13 protein-coding genes are annotated in these 13,575 nt (G+C 68.0%); 5 read left to right on the top strand and 8 right to left on the bottom strand.

Going from position 1 to position 13,575, the window contains the following annotated elements; all coding sequences use genetic code 11:
- Positions 1-84: 84 nt before the first annotated feature.
- Complete coding sequence (locus tag PSA7680_RS05575) at positions 85-1,773, top strand: chloride channel protein (RefSeq protein WP_085867682.1); 1,689 nt, start codon at positions 85-87, stop codon at positions 1,771-1,773.
- 72 nt (positions 1,774-1,845) lie between these two features.
- On the opposite strand, the gene PSA7680_RS05570 is transcribed toward PSA7680_RS05575, so the two are convergent.
- From PSA7680_RS05570 to PSA7680_RS05545, 6 genes are all read right to left on the bottom strand, one after another.
- On the bottom strand, positions 1,846-2,187 hold the full coding sequence (locus PSA7680_RS05570) for a DUF427 domain-containing protein (protein WP_085867681.1): 342 nt from the start codon (positions 2,185-2,187) through the stop codon (positions 1,846-1,848).
- Positions 2,188-2,256: 69 nt separating this feature from the next.
- The gene (locus PSA7680_RS05565) at positions 2,257-4,053 is read right to left on the bottom strand and encodes an aminopeptidase P family protein (protein ID WP_085867680.1); all 1,797 of its coding nucleotides are present in this window, start codon (positions 4,051-4,053) and stop codon (positions 2,257-2,259) included.
- Between the two features lie 88 nt (positions 4,054-4,141).
- The gene (gene cobT / locus PSA7680_RS05560; RefSeq protein WP_085867679.1) at positions 4,142-6,016 is read right to left on the bottom strand and encodes a cobaltochelatase subunit CobT; all 1,875 of its coding nucleotides are present in this window, start codon (positions 6,014-6,016) and stop codon (positions 4,142-4,144) included.
- A 100-nt stretch (positions 6,017-6,116) separates the two neighbouring features.
- The gene (locus PSA7680_RS05555) at positions 6,117-6,512 is read right to left on the bottom strand and encodes a hypothetical protein (protein ID WP_085867678.1); all 396 of its coding nucleotides are present in this window, start codon (positions 6,510-6,512) and stop codon (positions 6,117-6,119) included.
- Positions 6,513-6,707: 195 nt separating this feature from the next.
- A complete protein-coding gene (gene cobS / locus PSA7680_RS05550; protein WP_085867677.1) occupies positions 6,708-7,694 on the bottom strand; it encodes a cobaltochelatase subunit CobS in 987 nt (328 codons plus the stop codon).
- Between the two features lie 182 nt (positions 7,695-7,876).
- Positions 7,877-8,503 carry a J domain-containing protein gene (locus tag PSA7680_RS05545; protein ID WP_085867676.1) on the bottom strand — a complete coding sequence of 209 codons (627 nt, stop codon included), beginning with the start codon at positions 8,501-8,503 and terminating at the stop codon, positions 7,877-7,879.
- Positions 8,504-8,577: 74 nt separating this feature from the next.
- Here PSA7680_RS05545 and PSA7680_RS05540 point away from each other — a divergent pair, with 74 nt between their 5' ends.
- Positions 8,578-8,832: a BolA family protein gene (locus tag PSA7680_RS05540; RefSeq protein ID WP_085867675.1), complete on the top strand. Its 255-nt coding sequence runs from the start codon at positions 8,578-8,580 to the stop codon at positions 8,830-8,832.
- A gap of 29 nt (positions 8,833-8,861) precedes the next feature.
- Here the strand turns inward: PSA7680_RS05540 and PSA7680_RS18480 are convergent, their stop codons facing one another.
- Complete coding sequence (locus PSA7680_RS18480; RefSeq protein ID WP_139838563.1) at positions 8,862-9,353, bottom strand: DUF4177 domain-containing protein; 492 nt, start codon at positions 9,351-9,353, stop codon at positions 8,862-8,864.
- Positions 9,354-9,457: 104 nt separating this feature from the next.
- The gene (locus tag PSA7680_RS05530) at positions 9,458-10,420 is read right to left on the bottom strand and encodes an NADPH:quinone oxidoreductase family protein (protein WP_085867674.1); all 963 of its coding nucleotides are present in this window, start codon (positions 10,418-10,420) and stop codon (positions 9,458-9,460) included.
- A 273-nt stretch (positions 10,421-10,693) separates the two neighbouring features.
- Between PSA7680_RS05530 and PSA7680_RS05525 the strand changes: the two genes are divergently transcribed.
- The 3 genes from PSA7680_RS05525 to PSA7680_RS05515 all read left to right on the top strand — a co-directional run bounded on the left by PSA7680_RS05525 (position 10,694) and on the right by PSA7680_RS05515 (position 13,451).
- Positions 10,694-11,068: a helix-turn-helix domain-containing protein gene (locus tag PSA7680_RS05525; protein ID WP_085867673.1), complete on the top strand. Its 375-nt coding sequence runs from the start codon at positions 10,694-10,696 to the stop codon at positions 11,066-11,068.
- A gap of 96 nt (positions 11,069-11,164) precedes the next feature.
- A complete protein-coding gene (gene hisN, locus PSA7680_RS05520) occupies positions 11,165-11,977 on the top strand; it encodes a histidinol-phosphatase (RefSeq protein WP_085867672.1) in 813 nt (270 codons plus the stop codon).
- Between the two features lie 130 nt (positions 11,978-12,107).
- On the top strand, positions 12,108-13,451 hold the full coding sequence (locus PSA7680_RS05515) for an 8-oxoguanine deaminase (protein WP_085867671.1): 1,344 nt from the start codon (positions 12,108-12,110) through the stop codon (positions 13,449-13,451).
- Positions 13,452-13,575 lie beyond the last annotated feature (124 nt).

The following is a 13,575-nucleotide window of genomic DNA, read 5'->3' as shown; positions in this document are numbered from 1 at the left end:
TGGTCTTGACGCCGGAACCCTAGGCGAGGCGCGCCGCGAGGGGAAGCGGCCGGGAGCGTGCGAGAAGGAAAGGGCGAGCGGAGAATGGCCGAAGCGGGGGGCAACCCGATCACGCGTCAGATCAACGCCGCCGCCACCGCCTGCCGCGATGGCTGGGCGGTGCTGCGGCGCAAGGGGCCGGGCGAGATCCAGTTCTGGTTCATCGCGCTTCTCGTCGGCATCGCCGGGGGCTTCGTGGCCGTCGGCTTCCGCATCGCCATCGCCGAGCTTCAGACTTTCGCCTACGGCACCGACGACGTGCACGGGCTGCACACGCTGGTGAGCCGCCTGCCGTGGTACGTGGTGCTGGGCCTGCCGATCCTCGGCGGGCTCGCCGTCGGCATCATCCTCAATCTCTTCACGCCGGACGGGCGGGTGCGCTCGGTGGCCGACGTCATCGAGGGCGCCGCCCTGCATGACGGGCGGGTGGAGCGACGGGCCGGGATCGCCTCGGCCCTGGCCTCCCTCGTGACGCTCTCAACCGGTGGCTCCACCGGGCGGGAGGGGCCCGTCGTGCACCTGGCCGGGGTGGTGTCCACATGGGTCTCCAACCGCATCCACGCCAACGGCGTCACCGGGCGCGACCTGCTGGGCTGTGCCGTGGCGGCGGCGGTGTCGGCCAGCTTCAACACCCCGATCGCCGGCGCGCTCTTCGCGCTGGAAGTGGTGCTGCGCCACTTCGCCGTGCATGCCTTCGCGCCCATCGTCATCGCCTCGGTGGCGGGCACGGTGGTGAGCCGGCTGCAATACGGCGACGTGACGGAGTTCGACCTGCCGGTCATCAACGCGCTGGCCTTCTACGTGGAGCTTCCGGCCTTCCTGCTGCTCGGGCTTCTGTGCGGCCTCGTGGCCGTTGCCCTGATGAAATCCATCTTCTGGGCCGATGCGCTCGGCAGCAGCCTGCAGCAACGGCTGCACGTGCCCAACGTGCTGCGGCCGGCCGTCTCGGGCGCGATGCTGGGGGCCATCGCGATCTGGTTTCCCCACATCATCGGCGTGGGCTACGAGACCACCGTGGCGGCACTCTCGGGCAACCTGCTCCTGGGCAGCGCGGTGATCTTCGCTGTGGTGAAGGCCGCCGCCGTATCGATCACCATGGCCGGACGCATGGGCGGCGGCGTGTTCTCGCCCTCGCTCATGGTCGGCGCGCTCACCGGGCTGGCCTTCGGGATCATCTCCACCGGGCTGCTGCCCAATGTCTCCGGCTCCGAAACCATCTACGCGCTGGCCGGCATGGGGGCCGTGGCCGCTGCCGTTCTGGGGGCGCCGATCTCCACCACGCTGATCGTCTTCGAACTGACGGGCGACTGGCAGACGGGGCTTGCGGTGATGGTGGCGGTGTCGCTCTCCACCGCGCTCTCCAGCCGGCTGGTGGACCGCTCCTTCTTCCTGACTCAGCTCGAAAACCGGGGCGTCCATCTCGCCGCCGGACCGCAGGCCTATCTGCTGGCCACCTTCGGCGTGGGCAAGCTCATGCGCCCGGCCGGCTCCGATCACGCGGCCCCGGAAGAGGCCTGCTGGGAACTGGTGGAGCAGGGCACCTACCTGAACGAAAGCGCCACGCTGGAGGCGGCGATGCCGATCTTCGAGGCCACGCGCGCGGGCTTCATTCCGATCGTGCGGCTCGCCGGGGAGGGCCAGCCGCCCGAGCTTCTGGGGGCGCTCTTCCACGTGGATGCACTGCGCGTGTTCAACCGGGCGCTGGCGGCGACGGCCGCCGAGGAACACTCCTGAGATGAAAACACCCGCGGCGCTCTCGGCGCGGCGGGTGCGGTCCTGCAGCGAATGGCGGGGTGCGGGCGGGCCTCAGAGCTGCTCCACCGTCACCTTGTCGGGGTAGAAGGCGAGGCAGTCGCGGATCGCCGCCACCTCGGCTTTCGGATCCTCGTAGCTCCAGGCGGCGTCTTCGATGATGCCGCTCTTGGCATGGATCGAGTAGTAGTTGGCCACGCCCTTGTGCGGGCAGGTGGTTGTCTTGTCGGACTTCTCGAGGAAGGCCATCGCGATGTCGTCGCGGGGGAAGTAGATGACGGCGGGATAGTCGCCTTCCTTCAACTCCAGCGCGCCGATGGTTTCGGCCAGAACGGCGCCACCGGCCCGCACGACCCAGGTGCCCGGCAGGGGGGCGATGGTGATGTGATCGGCCATGGTGTTTTCCTTCGGGTGGGAGAATCGTTTCGCGCTCAGGTTAGAGGGGTTTGCCGGCATCCGTAAGCGTCAGATGGGCGCACAGGCGCGGCGTAACCAATCCGCGGCTTCCGGCTCCAGTCGCGGCGCGACGCGGGCGAGCACCTCGGCGTGATAGCCGTTCAGCCAGGCCTTTTCCTCCGCGCTGAGCATCCGGGGCTCCACCAGGCGGGTGTCGATCGGCACCCAGGTCAGGGTTTCGAAATCCAGCATGTCGCGGCCGTCGCCCAGCGTCTCCGCCTCGCGCACGACGATCAGGTTCTCGATGCGGATGCCGAAGGCGCCCTCGCGGTAGTAGCCCGGTTCGTTCGACAGGATCATGCCCGGCTCGAACGGCACGTGGCTGACGCGGGAGAGCCGCTGCGGCCCCTCGTGCACGCTGAGATAGACGCCGACGCCGTGGCCGGTGCCGTGATCGTAGTCCTGCCCGGCCAGCCAGAGCGGATAGCGCGCCAGCGCATCCAGATCGCGGCCCGCCAGCCCGCGCGGGAAGCGGGCGCGCGAGATGGCGATCATGCCCTGAAGCACGCGGGTGAAGCAGGCCTTCTGCTCGTCGGTCGCAGGCCCCGTGGCGACGGTGCGGGTGATGTCGGTGGTGCCGTCCACGTATTGCCCGCCCGAATCCACCAGCAGCAATTCGCCCGGCGTTATGGTGCGGTTGCTCTCCTCGGTCACGCGGTAGTGCACGATCGCCCCGTTCGGCCCGGCGCCGGAGATGGTGTCGAAACTGATCTCGCGCAGGGCGTTGTCGGCGCGGCGGAAGGCTTCGAGCCTGCGCACCACGTCGATCTCGGTCAGCCCGCCCTTCGGCGCGGCGCCGTCGAGCCAGGCGAGGAAGCGCACCATGGCCACGGCATCGCGCAGGTGGGCTTCCCGCGTGCCGGCGATCTCGGCGGCGTTCTTGCATGCCTTGGGCAGCAGGCAGGGATCGCCGTCGTAGACGATTTCGACGCCGCTGTCGCGCAGGATGCGGCTGACCTCCAGCGGCGCGCTGCCGCGGTCCACCCGCACGGGGCCCGCAAGATTGGCGAGGAAGCCCGCAAGCGCGTCCTGCGGGTAACAGGAGACGAGCGGGCCGAAGTGATCGCCGAGATCGGCGATCTTGCCCGGATCCATGAACAGCGCCACGCGGCCGTCGGAGAACAGCACGCAGAAGCCCTGCGCCACCGGGTTGCGGGCGATGTCGCTGCCGCGGATGTTGAGCAGCCAGCAGAGGCTATCGGGCAGGGTGATGACGCAGGATTTCTGGCCGGCGCGCAGCAGCTCGTCCGCCAGGCGCGCGGCCTTGCTTTCGGCGCTTTCACCGGCGTTTTCGATCGGCTGCGCGAACACCTTTCCGTTCGGGCGCGCGGGGCGGTCGGGCCAGATCGCGTCCACGAGGTTGCGGCAGGGCACGAGGGAGATGCCGGTGCCCGCGAGATCGGCCTCGATCGCCTCGATCTCGCCGGCCGTGTGCAGCCAGGGATCGAAACCCACCTTGCCGCCGTCCGGCAGCTGCTCGGCGAGCCATGGGCCGGGCTGGACCTCGGGCCAGTGCACCGGGGTGAAGGCCGTTCCGTCCACCTGCTGGCGCACCTGCACCCGGTAGCGGCCGTCGATGAACACGCCGGCGATGCCGGTGAGCGCGATGCAGAATCCGGCCGAGCCGGTGAAGCCGGTGAGCCAGGCCAGCCGCTCGTCGCAGGGGGCGACGTATTCGCCCTGGTGCACGTCGGCGCGGGGCACGAAAAAGCCGTCCAGCCCTTCGGCGGCCATTTCGGCGCGCAGGCGGGCGAGGCGCGGCGGGCCCTGGTCCGGGCGCGTGGGGGCATCGAAGGTCTGGAACATGGCCGGGCTCCTTGAGGCGGTCGCAAGGCGGGAGGGGGAAGCACGCGCGCCGGGCCGCGACGGGCCCGGCGTGCGCGAAGGGCGTGGATCAGCTGGCGCGCTTGATGCCCATGATCTTGGCGCGGGCACGGGGATCGCTGTCGAAGAGGGCGGCGAGCTGCTCCGTCATCGCGCCGGCCAATTGTTCGACATCTGTAATCGTCACCGCGCGCTCGTAGTAGCGGGTCACGTCGTGGCCGATGCCGATTGCGAGCAGTTCGACCTGCTTTTTCTTCTCAACCATGGCGATCACGTCGCGCAGGTGTTTTTCGAGATAATTCGCGGGGTTGACGGACAGAGTTGAGTCATCCACCGGGGCGCCGTCGCTGATCACCATCAGGATCTTGCGCGCCTCAGGCCGGCCCACCATGCGGCGGTGCGCCCATTCCAGCGCCTCGCCGTCGATGTTCTCTTTCAGCAAGCCCTCCTTCATCATCAGCCCGAGGTTGGCGCGGGTGCGGCGCATCGGGGCATCGGCCTGCTTGTAGATGATGTGGCGCAGATCGTTGAGGCGGCCGGGCTGCTGCGGGCGGCCGTCAGCGAGCCATTTCTCCCGGCTCTGCCCGCCCTTCCAGGCGCGCGTGGTGAAGCCGAGGATCTCCACCTTCACCTGGCAACGCTCCAGCGTGCGCGCCAGAACGTCGGCGCAGATCGCGGCGATGGAGATCGGGCGGCCGCGCATGGAGCCGGAGTTGTCCAGCAGCAGCGTCACCACCGTGTCGCGGAATTCCATGTCCTTCTCGACCTTGAAGGACAGCGGCGTCGTCGGGTTGGCGACGACGCGTGCGAGGCGGCCGGCATCCAGCACGCCCTCTTCCTTGTCGAATTCCCAGCTGCGGCTCTGCTGCGCCTGAAGGCGGCGCTGAAGCTTGTTGGCAAGCCGCGAAACGGCGCCCTTCAGCGGCTCAAGCTGCTGATCGAGGTAGGCGCGCAGCCGTTCGAGCTCCGCCGGTTCGGCAAGCTCTTCGGCGCGGATTTCCTCATCGAATTCCGTGGTATAGACCTCGTAGTTCGGGTCTGCGTCCGAGATCGGGGCAGGGGGCGGCGGCTCCATCGGGGCATCGCCCTCGGGCATCTCGGCCTCGTCGCCCAGTTCCATGTCGGCGAGATCATCCATGGAAACCTGCGCCTCGGCGGAGTCCATCTGCTGATCCTGGCTGCGCTCCGGGCTGGCCTCTGCCTCGTCGGTCTCGCTGTCATCCTGGCCCTGGCTGTCGGGGTTTTCCTGCTCGTCGGGCTGCTGCTCGGCCTCGTCGCCCGAGTCGTCGTCCTCGCCGTCGGGGTCCTCGCCGAGCTGATCGCCGTAGCCCAGATCGGTGATGATCTGGCGGGCGAGGCGGGCGAAGCTGGATTGATCCCGCAGCGCGGCTTCGAGGCCGTCCAGGGTGCCGGAGGCCTGCTGTTCGATGTAGCCGCGCCAGATGTCCATCACGTTCTGAGCGCCGGGCGGCAGATCGCGGCCCGTGGCGAGATGGCGGATCAGGTAGCCCGCGGCTACGGGCAGCGGCACGTCGGACTGCGATTTGGCCTGCGAATAGCCCTTGCGCTCGGCCTCGTGGGCGATCTGGGCATCGATGTTGGTGAGTGTGCCGGGCATGTCGCGGGCGCCGACGGCCTCGCAGCGGGCGTTCTCCATCGCGTTGTAGAGATCGCGGGCCATCTGGCCCTCGGGCATGAAGCGGCCATGGGTCTCGGCGTCGTGGAACTTGTGGCGCAGGGCCAGCGCGTCGGCGGTGCCGCGCGCGAGCATGACCTCCTGCCGGCTCATGCGGCGGGAGACCTGCGGCAGGCGCATCGAATCCCCGGATTGCCCCGGCGGATCCACCGTGTAGCTGACGGAGAGATCCGGATCGTCGGCCATCACCTTGGTGGCTTCGGCGAGCGCTTTCTTGAACGGTTCTGCCGGGTTGTCGGATGTCGTCATCGGGCCTGCGCCTTCGCTTGGTCTTGCAGCCTGCAACCTAGGTGGATTTTCCGGCGATGGCCAGTGGGGCGGGGCGGAATCTGGCGTGAAAGGGCGGGGCTCAGCCCAGCAGCAGCGCCTCGCACTCCGCGGCCAGCCGGACGGCGGTGGCTTTCGCCCAGGCGGCATCCTCGGTGTCGTCGTTGAAGGTGGCTCGCGTGAGCAGCGCCGCATGGGCCATCTTGGCCTCGATCCGCATCGCCAGCACGTCCCGCCCGCGCTCCGGCGGCATGAGCGCGTCCAGAATGTCGATCACGCTGTCGCGGTGGGCCATGGTGATCTCGGACGCCGCGCCGTCGAACATCCACTGGTGTTCCATCTGGGCCGAGAGCCGCCCGGCGCAGGTGGCGAAGAAGCGCAGCTGCTGATCGGGCGTGGCCTGAAAGGCCGGTGCCGGTGTGGCACGGGCCAGCAGGACGAGAACGGCCGAGACAAGAGATGTTCGCGCGATGCCCATGATTTGAGCCTAGGTGCGAATTTCATGCCTGCCAATCGGGCGCTGCAAAAACTTCGGCTGAAATTTCGGGAGATGCGCCCAAGTCTTGTGCGCCGGGTGCCGCCGGACACAAGGGCCGCAAAGAAAAAGGGGCCGAAAGGCCCCTTTGTCATGTTGCATGTGTGAGAAGTCGCAGGCGCCCGCAGGCCGGGCGGCTCAGCCGAGGCTCATGCTCGCCGCGCTTTCCGGCAGCTCTTCGTCGAAACAGCGCTGGTAGAACTCGGCCACGGTCTGGCGTTCCAGCTCGTCGCATTTGTTCAGGAAGCTCAGGCGGAAGGCGTAGCCCACGTTGCGGAAGATCTGCGCGTTCTGGGCCCATGCGATCACGGTGCGCGGGCTCATCACGGTGGAGAGATCGCCGTTCATGAAGGCGGTGCGGGTGAGATCGGCGACGGTGACCATCTGGCTGATGGTGCGGCGGCCGGCCTCGGTGTTGTAGGTCGGGTTCTTGGCCAGCACGATGGCGGTCTCGGCATCGTGGCTGAGGTAGTTCAGCGTCGCCACGAGGCTCCAGCGGTCCATCTGGCCCTGGTTGATCTGCTGGGTGCCGTGGTAGAGGCCCGTGGTATCGCCGAGGCCCACGGTGTTGGCGGTGGCGAAGATCCGGAAATAGGGGTGCGGCTTGATCACCTCGTTCTGGTCCAGCAGCGTGAGCTTGCCGTCGGTCTCCAGCACGCGCTGGATCACGAACATCACGTCGGCGCGGCCGGCATCGTATTCGTCGAAGACGATGGCGCAGCGGTTGCGCAGGGCCCAGGGCAGGATGCCTTCCTGGAACTCGGTGACCTGCTTGCCGTCCTTCAGCTTGATCGCGTCCTTGCCGATGAGGTCGATCCGGCTGATGTGGCTGTCGAGGTTCACGCGCACGGCGGGCCAGTTCAGGCGCGCGGCAACCTGTTCGATGTGGGTCGATTTGCCGGTGCCGTGGTAGCCCTGGATCATCACGCGGCGGTTGTGGCTGAAGCCGGCGAGGATGGCGAGCGTGGTGTCGGGATCGAACTTGTAGGTCGGATCCAGCTCGGGCACGCGGTCGGTGGCTTCGGCAAAGCCCTTCACGACCATGTCGGTGTCGATACCGAAAACATCGCGGACCGAGATTTCCTCGGTCGGTTTTTCATTCAAATCCATCGTGCCGTCCGCCATTCGCTACCTGTGCCGTTTCAAGCTGGCCCCTGCGCGCTCGGACGCGCGCGGGCAACCCGCATGTGGTGCAACATATCCGGCGCGGGCGCAAGGCCAAGTGGCAAAGCACCGCGCAGGGGGCGGAAATGAAGAAAGGCGGCCCGCGAAGGCCGCCTCGCCGGGGCAGTGCCTGCCCGCCGGTCTCACTTGAAGTTGCGGCTGTCCTTGATCTGGTCCCAGGCCCATACGACCTCCTGCAGCTGCTCTTCCTGGCTGCGGTCGCCGCCGTTCATGTCGGGGTGCAGAACCTTGATGAGCGCCTTGTACTGCTTGCGCACCTCGGCCTTGGTCATCGTGTCCTTGGCATCGAGAATCTCGATCGCGCGGCGTTCGGTGGGCGGCAGCTTGCGCCCGCCGCCGGCGGATCTGCCGGGGTTGCGCGTGGCGTTGCCGCCCAGCACCTCGTGGGCGTCGCTGATGCCGAGCCGCTCCCAGGCCTGCTGTTCCACGCTTTTCTTGAAGGGTTTGGTTTCCCGGCCCCAGACGCGATCCTTGTTGATCTGCTTGTCCATTTCCTCTTCGGTCGCGCCGTTGAAGAAATTCCATTTCAGGTTGTATTCGCGCACGTGTTCCTTGCAGAACCACAGGTATTCGTCGAGGTGGTCGGGCGAGCGGGGCGCACGATACTTGCCGCCTTCCTCGCAGCCGGGGTGTTCGCATTGGCGGGTCGACGTCTCGAACGCACCGGACATGCCGCGCTTGCCGCGCGTCCGCTTTTTCTTGTCCGAAGAGACTGACATGTCGAAACCGAAGGGATCGCTTTTGCTCATTGCCCACACCTTTTCTAGTCGAGCGGGAGAGTTTAATGTTTTGGCGCGCGAGCGGAAGAGGAAAAACACCCGAAATGACAGTCGCAGATGAAATTCGCAGCAAACTGCTCAAGGCCTTCACGCCGGCAACGCTGGAGGTGATCGACGAGAGCGAGCAGCACCGTGGCCATGCCGGCTACCAGGAGGGCGGACAGAGCCATTTCCGCGTGCGCATCAGCGCCGAATCCGTGCAGGGCGCCACGCGGCTGGCCCGGCACCGGGCGGTGCATGCGGCCATCGGCCCCGAGATCATCGGGCGCATCCACGCGCTGGCCATCGACATGGTGTAGCGCCCGCCGTCCGGCCGCCGGGGCGGTGCTCAGCGGTCGTTGGCCGCCGGGCCGACCTTGGGTGCCTTGCCTTCCGCGGCATCGGGAACGGCGGCGAGTTTGGGCGTCAGCGAGGCGCCCAGGGATTCCGGCGTCTGCACGGCGAGCGGCGGCGTGTCGGCGGTGTCCTCACCCGTGGCCTCCCCGGCCTCCTCGCGCGGCTCGGGCGAGGCGGGCGCGTTGGCGGGGGTGTCGGCAGGGTTGATCGGGGCGGCGATCGCCTTGGGGGCCTCGACGGGCGCCACTTCGGCCACCTCGCGGCGGAACACCAGCATGTTCTGGTAGGTCGTCGTCTTGCCCGTCAGGCCCGAGCGTTCCTCGCAGGGCAGGGTGTCGGCGCGCAGGTATTCCCAGCCGTCCCGCCCGAGGTCGTTCATCAGCCCCATGAGGGCATGGGCAAAGCGCTCGCCCGAGGTTTTCAGGCCTTTCGCCTTCTCGCCGCGCTGGGGTGCCGGCACGACCTTGTACTCATACTTGGGCATCACGGATTCCTTCCTCTGCGACGGTGCAACCTATCCGATTCGTTGCGGATCGTCCAAATCGTTGAGAATGCGTAAATCTCTCGGGAGCCCCGGTGCGGGCGGCGTCAGCTCCAGGGTTCCACCACCACCTTCCCCGTCGAGGCGCGGCTGCGGAGCAGCTCCAGCGCCTCCTCGGCGCGGGTGAGCGGCAGGCGGTGGCTGACATGGGGCCGCAGCCGCCCCTCGCCATACCAGCCGAACAGCGTGTGCAGGCTGGCCGTCAGGGTGTCGGGGGCGAACTTGAGGTAGCCGCCCCAATACAGGCCGATGACGGTGATGTTCTTCACCAGCAGGTGGTTGGCGGGGATCTGTGGTACCTCGCCGCCGGCAAAGCCGATGGGGATCATCCGCGCCTCGGGGTTGCAGGCGCGCAGGGCGTCCTTGAAGGTCTGGCCGCCGACGGCCTCGTAGACGACATCGGCGCCGCCGAGCGCCTTCACTTCGGCGCGCAGATCGCCGGTGGTGCTGTCGATCAGGTGATCGGCCCCCGCGGCGCGGGCGATGGCCAGCTTGTCGGGGCCGCGCGCGCAGGCGATCACCCGGGCGCCCATCAGCTTGCCGATCTCCACGGCGGTGAGGCCCACGCCCCCGGCCGCCCCCGTCACCAGCAGGGTTTCGCCGGGCTGCATCCGCGCCCTGTGCTCCAGCGCCAGGTGGGAGGTGCCATAGGCGACCTGGAAGGCCGCCGCCTCGTGGAAGGGCATGGCCTCGGGCAGGGGCACGCAGAGTTCGGCGGGCACGCAGGCATGTTGCGCCAGCCCGCCGCGCCCCGGGAAGCAGGCCACGCGGTCGCCCGGTTGCAGGCCGCTCACGCCCGCGCCGAGGGCCTCCACCACGCCGGCCACCTCCATCCCCGGCGTGAAGGGCAGGGGTGGGGTGTCCTGGTAGGTGCCCTTGATCATCAGCAGATCGGCGAAGTTCAGTGCGCAGGCCGCAACCTTGAGGCGAACCTCTCCGGCGGCGGGTTCGGGCATCTCGACCTCGGCCAGCGCCGTTTTCCCGGTTTCGGCAACCAACAATGACAACATCCGACTCACCTCCCATGCGCTACCCGCTGATAACACACCACTTTTTCGTGGCCTCTGTGACCCTGCGTCCCTCCTCGGTGTCATATTACCGCGCGCCAAAAATCGAACACGCTAGGATAGTTTTTGAGTGAAAAGACGCACGTTCTGAGCTAGGGTTGCAAGGCTCGTCGGAGTGGCGCGTTTTCGCAGGGGATGGCAGAACGGGGCAGGATGGCTGGGCAACGGGCCCCAGGGGTGGGGCCTGACCACTCGTGAAACAAACAGGACTAGTACATGAAACATCCGGTAGATGTGCATGTTGGCAAGCGCATCCGTCACCGTCGTTGGATGGTGGGTATGACGCAGCAGCAACTTGCCGAGAACGTGGGAATCAAGTTCCAGCAGATCCAGAAATATGAAACGGGCATGAATCGTGTCAGCGCCTCCCGCCTTTGGGACATCGCTGAAACGCTGGATGTTCCGGTCAGCTTCTTCTTCGAGGGCTACGAAGGCGAAGCAGGCGCGGAACGGTCCGCCAAGACCTCCGTGCAGGGGGATATCCTGGCCGACAAGGAAGCGCTGGAGCTCGTGCGCTCCTACTACGCGATCCCCGAGAACCAGCGCCGCAGGCTCTTCGATCTGGCGCGCGTCCTGAGCGACGCCGCCTGAGATCGATCCCGCAAGGCGCCGGGTCAGGGCCATTTGCCTTGACCCGCAACGCCCTGCCGCGCTACCGCCTGCGCCATCACTGGCGCAGGTCTTTTCATGTTCACACCCGATCCGAAAACGAAATCCGAACTTGTCGAAACGGCCCATGCCATGGCCGATGCGGCGCGGGCGGCGATCCTGCCCCATTTCCGCGCCCGTGGTCTGGCCGCCGACAACAAGGAGGCCAGCGGCTACGATCCGGTGACCGAGGCAGACCGCGCCGCCGAGCGCGCGATGCGCGCGGTGCTGGCCGAGCGGCGCCCGCAGGACGCCATCCTCGGAGAGGAATACGGCGCGCAACCGGGCGAAAGCGGCCTGACCTGGGTGCTCGATCCGATCGACGGCACCCGCGGCTTCATCTCCGGCACGCCCACCTGGGGCGTGCTGATCGCGGTGGGCGACGCGGCGGGCCCCGCCTTCGGCGTGATCGATCAGCCCTTCATCGGCGAAAGGTTCACCGGCGGCTTCGGGCTGGCGCATGTCGAAGGACCCACCGGGCGCCACGCCCTCGGCACGCGGCGCGGCCGCGCGCTTTCGGAGGCCACCGTCTTCACCACCTTTCCCGAAGTGGGAAGCGCGCGGGAGCGGGCGGGCTTCGAGGCGGTTGCCGGCAAGGCCCGGCTCACCCGCTACGGCATGGACTGCTACGCCTACGCGCTGCTGGCGGCAGGGCAGGTGGATCTCGTGATCGAGGCTGGGCTGAACGCCTATGACATCCAGGCGCCGATCGCCGTGATCGAGGCCGCGGGCGGCATCGTCACCGACTGGTCCGGCGGCCCGGCCCACGCCGGCGGCCGCGCGCTCGCCGCCGCCAGCCCCGAGATCCATGCCGAGGCGCTGGCGATCCTTTCCGGCTTTTCCGAGGGCTGAGGGCTTGCGGCGCGGCGGCGACGGACGCTAACCTGTGCCGGCTGCGCGCCGGGTCCTTCCCGCTTTCTGCCGGCGCGGGCGTTTCCCTGACATTTCCGAAGGCGGCGTGAACCCGGTAGGAGCGCTGGAGATGACGGCCCGACCCCTGTTGATCCGCAAGGCGGATGCCATTCTCACGATGGACGACGCGCGCCGCGAGCTGCGTGGCGCGGACATCCTGATCGAAGACGGAAAGGTGCAGGCTCTGGGGCAGGGGCTCACGGCGCCCGGCGCCGAAGTGGTGCTGGCCGAAGGTTGCCTCGTGACGCCGGGGCTCGTGAACACCCATCACCATCTCTACCAGAGCCTGACCCGCGCCGTGCCCGGCGCGCAGGACGCGCTGCTCTTCGGCTGGCTGCAGCGGCTCTATCCGATCTGGGCGCGCTTCGGGCCGGAGCACATGCATGTCTCCACCCTCACCGGGCTCGCGGAACTGGCGCTCTCGGGCTGCACGCTCACCTCCGATCACCTCTACCTCTACCCCAACGGCGCAAGGCTGGACGACACCATCGCCGCGGCGCAGGACATCGGGCTCAGGTTCCACGCCACCCGCGGCGCCATGTCGATCGGCGAGAGCGACGGCGGCCTGCCGCCCGACGGCCTGGTGGAAGGCGAAGCCGCCATCCTCGAAGACTGCATCCGCGTGGTGGACGCCTTCCACGATCCGCGCGAGGGCGCGATGCTGCGCGTGGGGCTGGCGCCATGCTCGCCTTTCTCCGTGAGCCGGGACCTGATGCGCGAGGCCGCCCTGCTGGCCCGCGACAAGGGCGTGATGCTGCACACCCACCTCGCCGAGAACGAAGAAGACATCGCCTATTCGCTGGAGACATTCGGCTGCCGCCCCGGCCAATACGCCGAGGATCTGGGCTGGACGGGCGATGATGTCTGGCATGCCCATTGCGTCAAGCTCGACGCGCGGGAGATCGATCTCTTCGCCCGGTCCGGCACAGGCGTGGCACATTGCCCCTGTTCCAACTGCCGCCTCGGCTCCGGCATCGCCCCGGTCCGCGTGATGCGGGATGCGGGCGTGAAGGTCGGGCTCGGGGTCGATGGGTCCGCCAGCAACGACACCGCCAACATGGCGCTCGAAGCGCGGCAGGCGATGTTGTTGCAGCGGGTCGCGAAGGGCGCCGACGCCATGGGCGCGCGGGAGGCGCTGGAGATCGCTACGCGCGGCGGCGCCGATGTGCTGGGCCGCCCGGAGTGCGGCCGCCTCGCGCCGGGAACACAGGCCGACATCGCCATCTGGGACATGCGCGGCGTCGAGGCCGCGGGCAGCTGGGATCCGGCGGCCTTGCTGCTCGCCGGCCCCAGCAAGGTGCGCGACCTGTTCGTGCAGGGTCGCCGCATCGTCGCGGACGGGCGCCTCGTGACGATCGATCTGCCGCGCGTGCTGGAGCGCCAGCGCGTCTTGGCCGAGGGGCTGGCAAACTAGGTCGTGAACTCATAAACGGGATTCCGTTTTTGGCGGTGTGATGATTCACTTTCGGAAACGGAGGTGAGCATGACGGGCAGACACGATGTGAGCGATGCGGAATGGGCGGTGATCTCGCCGCTGT

This window comes from Pseudoruegeria aquimaris, from assembly GCF_900172235.1.
Classification (GTDB): Bacteria; Pseudomonadota; Alphaproteobacteria; order Rhodobacterales; family Rhodobacteraceae; genus Pseudoruegeria; species Pseudoruegeria aquimaris.
This window is presented reverse-complemented; position numbering and strand designations above follow the sequence as displayed.

Coding starts and splice junctions, on each gene's coding strand:
- PSA7680_RS05555 (WP_085867678.1), bottom strand. CDS start 6,512: ATGGGCATCGCGCGAACATCTCTTGTCTCGGCCGTTCTCGTCCTGCTG.
- cobT (WP_085867679.1), bottom strand. CDS start 6,016: ATGACGACATCCGACAACCCGGCAGAACCGTTCAAGAAAGCGCTCGCC.
- PSA7680_RS05545 (WP_085867676.1), bottom strand. CDS start 8,503: ATGAGCAAAAGCGATCCCTTCGGTTTCGACATGTCAGTCTCTTCGGAC.
- PSA7680_RS05575 (WP_085867682.1), top strand. CDS start 85: ATGGCCGAAGCGGGGGGCAACCCGATCACGCGTCAGATCAACGCCGCC.
- PSA7680_RS05565 (WP_085867680.1), bottom strand. CDS start 4,053: ATGTTCCAGACCTTCGATGCCCCCACGCGCCCGGACCAGGGCCCGCCG.
- cobS (WP_085867677.1), bottom strand. CDS start 7,694: ATGGCGGACGGCACGATGGATTTGAATGAAAAACCGACCGAGGAAATC.
- PSA7680_RS05530 (WP_085867674.1), bottom strand. CDS start 10,420: ATGTTGTCATTGTTGGTTGCCGAAACCGGGAAAACGGCGCTGGCCGAG.
- PSA7680_RS05515 (WP_085867671.1), top strand. CDS start 12,108: ATGACGGCCCGACCCCTGTTGATCCGCAAGGCGGATGCCATTCTCACG.
- PSA7680_RS05525 (WP_085867673.1), top strand. CDS start 10,694: ATGAAACATCCGGTAGATGTGCATGTTGGCAAGCGCATCCGTCACCGT.
- hisN (WP_085867672.1), top strand. CDS start 11,165: ATGTTCACACCCGATCCGAAAACGAAATCCGAACTTGTCGAAACGGCC.
- PSA7680_RS18480 (WP_139838563.1), bottom strand. CDS start 9,353: ATGCCCAAGTATGAGTACAAGGTCGTGCCGGCACCCCAGCGCGGCGAG.
- PSA7680_RS05540 (WP_085867675.1), top strand. CDS start 8,578: ATGACAGTCGCAGATGAAATTCGCAGCAAACTGCTCAAGGCCTTCACG.
- PSA7680_RS05570 (WP_085867681.1), bottom strand. CDS start 2,187: ATGGCCGATCACATCACCATCGCCCCCCTGCCGGGCACCTGGGTCGTG.